General features: G+C 63.5%; 7 protein-coding genes. All 7 read right to left on the bottom strand.

The features are described 5' to 3' along the window. Positions 1-1,134 (bottom strand): phosphoenolpyruvate carboxykinase (ATP) (locus ACE1EY_RS13585; protein ID WP_370300410.1); only part of this gene is annotated, 1,134 nt, incomplete at its 3' end. Positions 1,135-1,462: 328 nt separating this feature from the next. Beyond that, positions 1,463-3,799: a glucosylglycerol-phosphate synthase gene (ggpS, locus tag ACE1EY_RS13580; RefSeq protein WP_370300409.1), complete on the bottom strand. Its 2,337-nt coding sequence runs from the start codon at positions 3,797-3,799 to the stop codon at positions 1,463-1,465. Between the two features lie 194 nt (positions 3,800-3,993). Continuing rightward, positions 3,994-4,446, bottom strand: coding sequence for a GNAT family N-acetyltransferase (locus tag ACE1EY_RS13575; protein WP_370300408.1), 453 nt, complete (start codon positions 4,444-4,446; stop codon positions 3,994-3,996). Beyond that, positions 4,443-5,081 carry an endonuclease III gene (gene nth, locus ACE1EY_RS13570; RefSeq protein ID WP_291513425.1) on the bottom strand — a complete coding sequence of 213 codons (639 nt, stop codon included), beginning with the start codon at positions 5,079-5,081 and terminating at the stop codon, positions 4,443-4,445. Before nth ends, ACE1EY_RS13575 begins: the two co-directional genes overlap by 4 nt. A gap of 42 nt (positions 5,082-5,123) precedes the next feature. Then, positions 5,124-5,807, bottom strand: coding sequence for an electron transport complex subunit E (locus ACE1EY_RS13565; RefSeq protein WP_291513424.1), 684 nt, complete (start codon positions 5,805-5,807; stop codon positions 5,124-5,126). After that, positions 5,804-6,451 carry an electron transport complex subunit RsxG gene (gene rsxG / locus ACE1EY_RS13560; RefSeq protein WP_370300407.1) on the bottom strand — a complete coding sequence of 216 codons (648 nt, stop codon included), beginning with the start codon at positions 6,449-6,451 and terminating at the stop codon, positions 5,804-5,806. Before rsxG ends, ACE1EY_RS13565 begins: the two co-directional genes overlap by 4 nt. After that, entirely contained in the window at positions 6,448-7,377 is a 930-nt protein-coding gene (locus tag ACE1EY_RS13555; RefSeq protein ID WP_370300414.1) for an RnfABCDGE type electron transport complex subunit D, read from the bottom strand. Before ACE1EY_RS13555 ends, rsxG begins: the two co-directional genes overlap by 4 nt. Between the last annotated feature and the right edge of the window lie 39 nt (positions 7,378-7,416).

The following is a 7,416-nucleotide window of genomic DNA, read 5'->3' as shown; positions in this document are numbered from 1 at the left end:
CACGCCGAAGGCATCCGCGGTCAGGAAGATGATGGTTTCCGGATGCGGGCCGCGAGCGCCGTCGGCCAGGTTCGGATTGCATTCCAGCGGGTAGGAGAACCGCGTGTTTTCGGTGATGGATCCGTCCGTCAGATCCAGTTCTTGCGGGTCGGTCGCCTCCATCGGCTTGCCAGGCAGCGGAGGTACGTTCTCGATGATGGTGCCTGGCATCGACAGCGCGGCCGCGATGATCGGCTCGGCATCCTTGTCCAGGTCGATCAGCTTGGCGTAGCAGCCACCTTCGAAATTGGAGACGCCGGTCGCCGTCCAGGCATGCTCGTCGTCGCCGATCAGTTCGCGATCCGGGTCGGCAGACAAGGTTGTCTTGCCGGTGCCGGAAAGGCCGAACAGCACGGCGCCGTCGCCCCGCTTGCCGACATTGGCCGAGCTGTGCATCGACAGCTCGCCCATGCCCGGCATGATGTAGTTCATCACCGTGAACATGGTCTTCTTGTTGACGCCGCAGTAGTCGGCGCGACCCAGCACCAGGCCGACCTGATTCTTGAAGTCCATGATCACGGCGCGCTTTGACGCCGTGCCATCGCGCTCGGGGTCGCAATGGAAGGACGGTACGTTGATCAGCGTCCAGCGCTTGGTCTCTTCGTCTTCGACGCCTTCGACATCACTCGCAAACATGTTCTTGGCAAACATCGCGTGCGTGGCGTACTCGCCCACAAAACGGTAAGGCACGGCGTAAGCCGGGTCCCAGCCGCAGTAGACGTCTTCGACGTAGAGGCGGGCATTCTTGGCGTTGAGATGCGCGACCACGCGATCCAGCAGGGGAGCGAAATGCGCCGGGTCGAATTTCTTGAAATCCTTTTTCCACCAGACACTGTCTTCCACTTCGGGCCAAGCGACGGCGAAAGTGTCCTGGACCGGGCGACCGGTGCAGCTCGGATCGGTGTAATAGACCAGCGGGCCCTCGACACCGAGTTTGGTGGCGTAGGCCTTGGGCTCGTTGTCGGGGCCATCAGCGCGAATGCGCCCGCGATCATGGGCGAGCGCCTCGCCGAACAAGGTTTCCTTGGGAAGCCTGTAGTGATAGTCGACGGTGTCGAGCCCGAATTTATCTTTCAGCGTGCTCTGAAAATCCATGTGTCGTGTCCGTAAGAAAAGCCAACAAAAAGACCCGCCGGCGGCGGGTTGAGTTCGGTGGGCAGCGATGTCGATGCGATCGTCAAAGGCCCGGATCCTCAGCGCCACCCTCTGCAGCAGAGTCGCTGCAGGTTGCGTCGCGAGTGTTGTAACGAGCGGGCGAACACACGGCCAAGGTTTTCGTGTCGCCACCCAAAAAAACGGGTTGAGAGGTTAACGTTGGCCCGCCTTTATCGCAACCGAGGGGTCTGGGCAAGCCGATTGGAAATGTGCGGTCGCACAAATCCTTGTCCATCGGGGCAGTCAGCCTTGCGCCCTCCGGCGGCGATCAAGCCGGCGTGTGACGCTCCTTGTCCGATCCGACCACGGCATGTGCGGCTAGAACCCGTGCCATCTTGGTGCCGGGATCGTTCTTCGCCCGTTGCCGTCGCTGCGCTGCCTGTTTGACCGCCTGGATGAAATCCTTGCCCCAGGTTTCCAGGTCGTGATGCATGACCACCTCGGCCATCTGGGCAATGCGGTCGCGGCGTTCGGCATCGCCGAGCGTGAGCGCCCGGTAGAGCTGATTCACCATATCGACTTCGTCGTAGGGATTGGTGCGCAATGCGCCTTGCAGTTCGACGGCGGCGCCGGCGAATTCTGACAGCACGAGCACACCTTTGCCCTGGGTCAGCCCCTGGACGGCAGCATATTCCTTGGCGACCAGGTTCAGGCCATCGCGCAGCGGTGTGATCCAGCCGACATCCGCGACCGCGTAGTAGGCGAGCACGTCCTCGAATGGCAGAGAGCGCAGGAAAAAACGCACCGGCGTCCAGTCCAACTTGGCGAAACGGCCGTTGATCCGGCCGACGGCGTTTTCGACCTGTTGCTGGATTTCCTCGTAAATCTTCATCCCGCGTGCCGCGGGCGTGACGATGTCCACGAAGGTCACCTTGCCGTGCAGCTCGGGATTGTCTTCCAGCAGTCGCTCGAAGGCTTCCAGCTTCGCCAGCGGGCCCTTGGTGTAGTCCAGTCGTTCGACCGACAGTACGACACGCTTGCCTTGAAGTTCTTCGCGCAGCCCAGCCATGCGCTGTTGCACGCGATCACTTTCGATCAGTCCGCGGATGCGGTTGGCGCTCACGCCGATGGGGTGAGCGCCCATGTGTACGACATGGTCGTCCGACACGCGGATGCCGGTGGTCATCTCATCCAGACCCAGCGCGCAGTCGTAGGTCAGGAAGCGAGGCGCGCAGTTCTGCCGCTCCAGTACTTCCACCGGGAAGTTCGAGCGCACCACGTCGACGAAGTTCTCCAGATGCCGTGGAATGTGGAACCCGACGTAGTCGCATTGCAGCAGGCTGCCGACGATCTGCCGCCGCCACGGGATCACGTTGAAGATCTCCGGCGACGGGACGTAGGTGTGGTGGAAGAAGGCGATTCGCAGATCGGGGCGCAGGCGCCGCAGATGTGCAGGCACCATCCACAAGTTGTAATCGTGAATCCAGATGACGGCGCCTTCGTCGGCCTCGGCAGCGGTGCGCTCGGCGAAGATCCGGTTGATCTCGACGTAGTGATGCCAGTCGTCGTGGTTGAAGCGGGCACGCTCGATGAAGGTATGAATTGTCGGCCACAAGGCTTCTTTGGAGAAGGTCTTGTAGAAGCGCTGCACGTCCTCTTCGATGAGCGGAACACGCGAGACGATCAGGTTGGGGTAGGCCTCGTCATCGACCACCGTATGATCCTGAAAGCCTTTCGGCGCCCGGGATTCCTGTTGCGACCAGGCGATCCACATGCCGGTCCGGCCGCCTTCGAACAGCGACAGCAGGCTGGGCATGATGCCGTTCGGACTCTTCGGCCGGCGGTGGACGATCTGGCCGTCCACCTCATGTTCCTCGTAGGGCAGCCGGTGATACACCATGATCAGCTGCGACGAGCCGCGTTCCTGTTGGGAGCGCGTCAGTTCTTCGATGGCCTTGGGGCCCAGAAATTGGAAATAGCTGAAGGCATCGAGAATGCCGCCGGCGCCAGCATGATCGGAATGGAAGACCTGCGACATGCGCTGCGTCGCCTCCACCAAGCGCTCTTCAGCCGCGCCAACGACCACGCCCTTGAACCCGGTTTCGAACATCGGCAGATCGCTGAGTGTATCGCCAGCCACCAGCACCCGGTCCGGGTCCATCTCCAGCTGGGCGACGAGTTTTTTCAGGGTCGTGCCCTTGTTGACGCCTTTGGGCAGGATGTCCAGATACCGGTCGGCCGAGTGCAGGACCTCGCAGCCTAGCGGCGCGACGCGCTCGCGCACCGGTTCCGGGTCGAAGTTCGGCGGAACGAAAAAGGAACAGCGGCGCTGCTGCGGTACTTCCTGGCGTTCCAGCCCGCGGATGCCTTCGATGGCCTCGATAATGGCTGGCTCGCCCGGCCAGCATTGGTTGATCTCGGACTGGATCGGCTGCACCGGCTCCAGCGTGTCGCCATGGACGATGGTCGTGCCGACATCGCAGATGACGTACTTGGGGGTCGGGATCGTCGGATCGTAGATCAGCGGGAGCACATGCTCGAAACCGCGGCCGGTGACAAACACCAGCGTCACCTCGGGTTGCCGAGGCAGAAAACGATACAAACGCATACGGTCGGACTGCCGTCCGCCGAGGAACGTCCCGTCGAGATCAGTCGCTAGAAGCATTCATTCCTTGAGGGTGCGAATGGGTGGACTCTACGCGCCGAACGCGACCGTGAGCGCGGCGGCGACCCTCCGCCGGACCGATGACAGGCCGCGTCCTGCGTGCCGTTGAATCTGCTATTCAGTCTGCCTTGTGCGGTGCCGCATCTCAAACTGGCAGTTGCAATAGGCAGCGTTCAATGGAATCGGACCACGCCTTAGCAGGCGCGTTCCATGTACTGGTGCGCACCGATCTCTGAGATCTCGAAAATCGGTCCGGTCCCCATGAAACCGAAGCGGGCGTAGAAGCCAATCGCCGGCTGCTGTGCATTGCACCAGATCGCGCGTGCGCCGCCATCCACGGCGTGGTCGATTGCGGCGAGCAATAGCGTGGCACCCGCCCCGAGACCCCTGACTTCGGGCGCCGTTGCCATGCCGCGAATCCGCCATTGCTGTGCGGGATCACATTGGCTGCAGCGTGTATCGGCCTCCGGGAATATAGACACCACGCCGACAATGCCGCCATCGCGCATGGCTGCGAAGTGGCCGACGCGCGGGTCGTGATCGCCGGGAAACTGTGCCTTGGCCACGGGCTGGTGCGAGCGTAGCAACCGGTGCCGAACCGGTAACACCTGATCAATACTGACGCGGACGACGGCGATGGCGGTCATGCAACGGCCTCCTTGCCCGGAAACTCGCAGAGATCGCGAACGATGCAGGTGGGGCAAAGCGGTTTACGGGCCTTGCAGGTATAGCGTCCATGCAGGATCAGCCAGTGATGCGCGTCCAGCCGGTACTCCTTGGGCACCAGACGCATCAGCCGGTCCTCGACTTCGCGGACCGATTTTCCCGGTGCGATACGCGTGCGGTTGGACACTCGAAAGATGTGCGTGTCCACCGCAATCGTGGGCTGACCGAATGCCGTGTTCAGCACCACATTGGCGGTTTTTCTGCCAACACCGGGCAGCGCTTCCAGTGCGGCTCGGTTGTCCGGTACCTCTCCGTCGTGCCGTTCAAGCAATTGGCGGCATAGCGCGATCACGTGACGCGCCTTGGAGTTGTAGAGCCCGATGGTCTTGATGTGCTCGCTCAGTCCTTCGACGCCCAACTCGGCGATGGCCTCGGGCGTGTTGGCGACCGGGAACAGCCTCGCCGTGGCCTTGTTCACGCCGACATCAGTGGCCTGCGCCGAGAGCACGACCGCCACCAGTAATTCGAAGGGCGAGCTGTAGTTCAGCTCGGTCTTGGGTGCGGGGCATTGCGCCTTCAGGCGTTGGAAAATCTCGATCCGCTTGGCAGCGTTCACGGGGCTCTAGTCTTGTAAAAGGGGTTGGGCGGCTAAAAGGGTTCAGGCGGCGTCCGGTGCGGCAACAGCCGGCTGGCTGCGGGTCGCCGGTCGAGCGCGGCGGCGCTCCCAGCCATTCTTGGCAGCGATGAGCAGGGCCAGGCCGATGAAGGCGCCTGGCGGCAGTATCGCCAGCAGAAAGCCGCGGAAGTCGGGGATGATCGTCAGGTTCCAGTGGGTCGCCACCGGCCCGAACAACAAGTCGGCGTCGGCCAGTAAGGTGCCGGCGCCCAGCAGTTCACGCATCGCGCCCAGAGCGACCAGAGCCAGCATGAAGCCGGCTCCCATCATGAAACCGTCCAGCGCCGCGTGCACCACCGTATTGCGTGACGCAAAAGCCTCGGCACGGCCGATGATGGCGCAGTTGGTAACGATCAGCGGGATGAAGATGCCGAGAATCGTGTACAGCTCGTGCAGCCAGGCGTTCATGGCCAGCTCAACCGTGGTGACGAAGGCGGCGATCACCAGCACGAAAACGGGAATCCGGATTTCGTCGCGCACCACATGACGAATTGCCGAGATCGCGATGTTGGACGCGGTCAGCACCAGCAACGTCGCCAGGCCCAGGCCCAGTGCATTGACCACCGAGTTGCTCACCGCCAGCAAGGGGCAGAGCCCCAGCAACTGCACCAGGCCGGGATTATTGCTCCAGAGACCATTGCGGACGATGTCGGTGGACGTGCTCATGGCGTGGCGGGCGTGTCGGCAAACAGAGTGGCTTGGTTCTGCTCGAAGAATACCAGCGCCTTGCGGACCGCCTTGATCACGGCCCGTGGCGTGATGGTCGCACCGGCGAACTGGTCGAACTCGCCACCGTCCTTGCGAACCTTCCACGCGCTGGCAGGCGGCGCGTTCAGCGACAGCCCGGCGAACTGTTTAATCCAGTCGCTGCGTCGCGTTTCGATGGCATCGCCCAGGCCGGGTGTTTCACGATGGTTGAGCACGCGCACACCGGCCAGTTCGCCATTGGCCTGGATGCCGACGAGCAGCCGGACGTCGCCGCTGTACCCGTCCGGCGCGACCACGGGAAACAGGACCGCGACCGACTGCGCGCCCTGTCGCGCACGGTAGACGGTCATCGTCTCGTCGGTGCCGAGCAGCTCGGGTTCCTGCACGGTCATGGTGTCGTCCAGCAGGGCGTTGTTGTACCGGTGCGCGGGCAGCACTTCGTTCAAGGTGCTGCGCAGGGAGGCCCGCTGTTGCTCCAGGATGCGGTCGCGGGTCAGGGCCTCGGTGCCGGCCACCAGCATGCCGCCGACGACCGCGAACAGCGCCAGCAGGCCCGCACTCATCGCCATTTGCCGACGCAGGCTGGGAGCATTGTCGCTCATCGTCCGTACACGCGAGGCTGGGTGTGGGCGTCCAGCAGCGGCACCGTCAGGTTCATCAGCAACACGGCGAACGCCATGCCATCCGGGTAGCCGCCCCAGGTGCGAATCACGTAGACCAGCACGCCGATGCCGCCGCCGAAAATCAGTTTGCCGCGTGGCGTCGTGGCGCCGGAGACCGGGTCGGTGGCGATGAAGAAGGCGCCCAGCATCGCCGCACCACTGCTCCAGTGGAACAACGGTGAGGCGAATCGATCGCTGTCGATCAGCCAGAACAGCAGCGCGGTGATGCCGATGCCGGCCAACACGGCCAGCGGAATGCGCCAGCTGATGTCTCGTTTGACGACCAGGTACAGCCCGCCGAGCAGGAACCCGCCGTTGATCCACGCCCATCCCCAGCGTCCAGCCAGCCCGCCAATGGCTTCGTCGACGAGTTGCTCCTGAGCCAGACCGCTGCGCAGAGCATCCAGTGGCGTGGCGCCGGTCAAACCGTCCAGCAACGCCGGGCCGGCCGCGCCGAACTGCGCCTGCAGGCTGGCGCCAATGCCGACCGGCTGCTGTGTCCAGTAGGTCAGCTCCGTGGGGAAGGAGATCAGCACCACGACGTAGCCGACCATCGCCGGATTGAACGGGTTCTGGCCGAGGCCGCCATACAGCTGCTTGCCCAGGGCAATGGCGATCGCAGCGCCCAGAGCGGTCAGCCACCACGGCGCCAGCGGGGGCAGCGCGAGCGCGAACAGCGCGGCGGTGAGCACGGCCGTCCAGTCGGTGATAAACGGTTGCAGCGGGCGTTGCCGCAGGCGTAGCAACACCGCTTCGGTGGCCAACGCGGCGAGCAGAGCGACCAGCAAATTGACCAGCACGCCGATGCCGAAACAGATCACCATGGCGGCCGTGCCGGGGATCATGGCGATTAGCACCCGGCGCATCAGCCCGGCCACGGTGGGTCGCACCGGCAGATGCGGAGA

Source organism: Abyssibacter sp. (assembly GCF_964229365.1).
GTDB lineage: Bacteria > Pseudomonadota > Gammaproteobacteria > Nevskiales > OUC007 > Abyssibacter.
Note: the sequence above shows the minus strand (reverse complement) of the source record. Positions and strands in the feature narration are given on the sequence as shown.

What these genes read in the sequence shown, in the direction of transcription:
- rsxG (WP_370300407.1), bottom strand. Translation starts at nt 6,451, where the DNA reads ATGAGCGACAATGCTCCCAGCCTGCGTCGGCAAATGGCGATGAGTGCG.
- ACE1EY_RS13575 (WP_370300408.1), bottom strand. Translation starts at nt 4,446, where the DNA reads ATGACCGCCATCGCCGTCGTCCGCGTCAGTATTGATCAGGTGTTACCG.
- ggpS (WP_370300409.1), bottom strand. Translation starts at nt 3,799, where the DNA reads ATGCTTCTAGCGACTGATCTCGACGGGACGTTCCTCGGCGGACGGCAG.
- ACE1EY_RS13555 (WP_370300414.1), bottom strand. Translation starts at nt 7,377, where the DNA reads ATGCGCCGGGTGCTAATCGCCATGATCCCCGGCACGGCCGCCATGGTG.
- ACE1EY_RS13565 (WP_291513424.1), bottom strand. Translation starts at nt 5,807, where the DNA reads ATGAGCACGTCCACCGACATCGTCCGCAATGGTCTCTGGAGCAATAAT.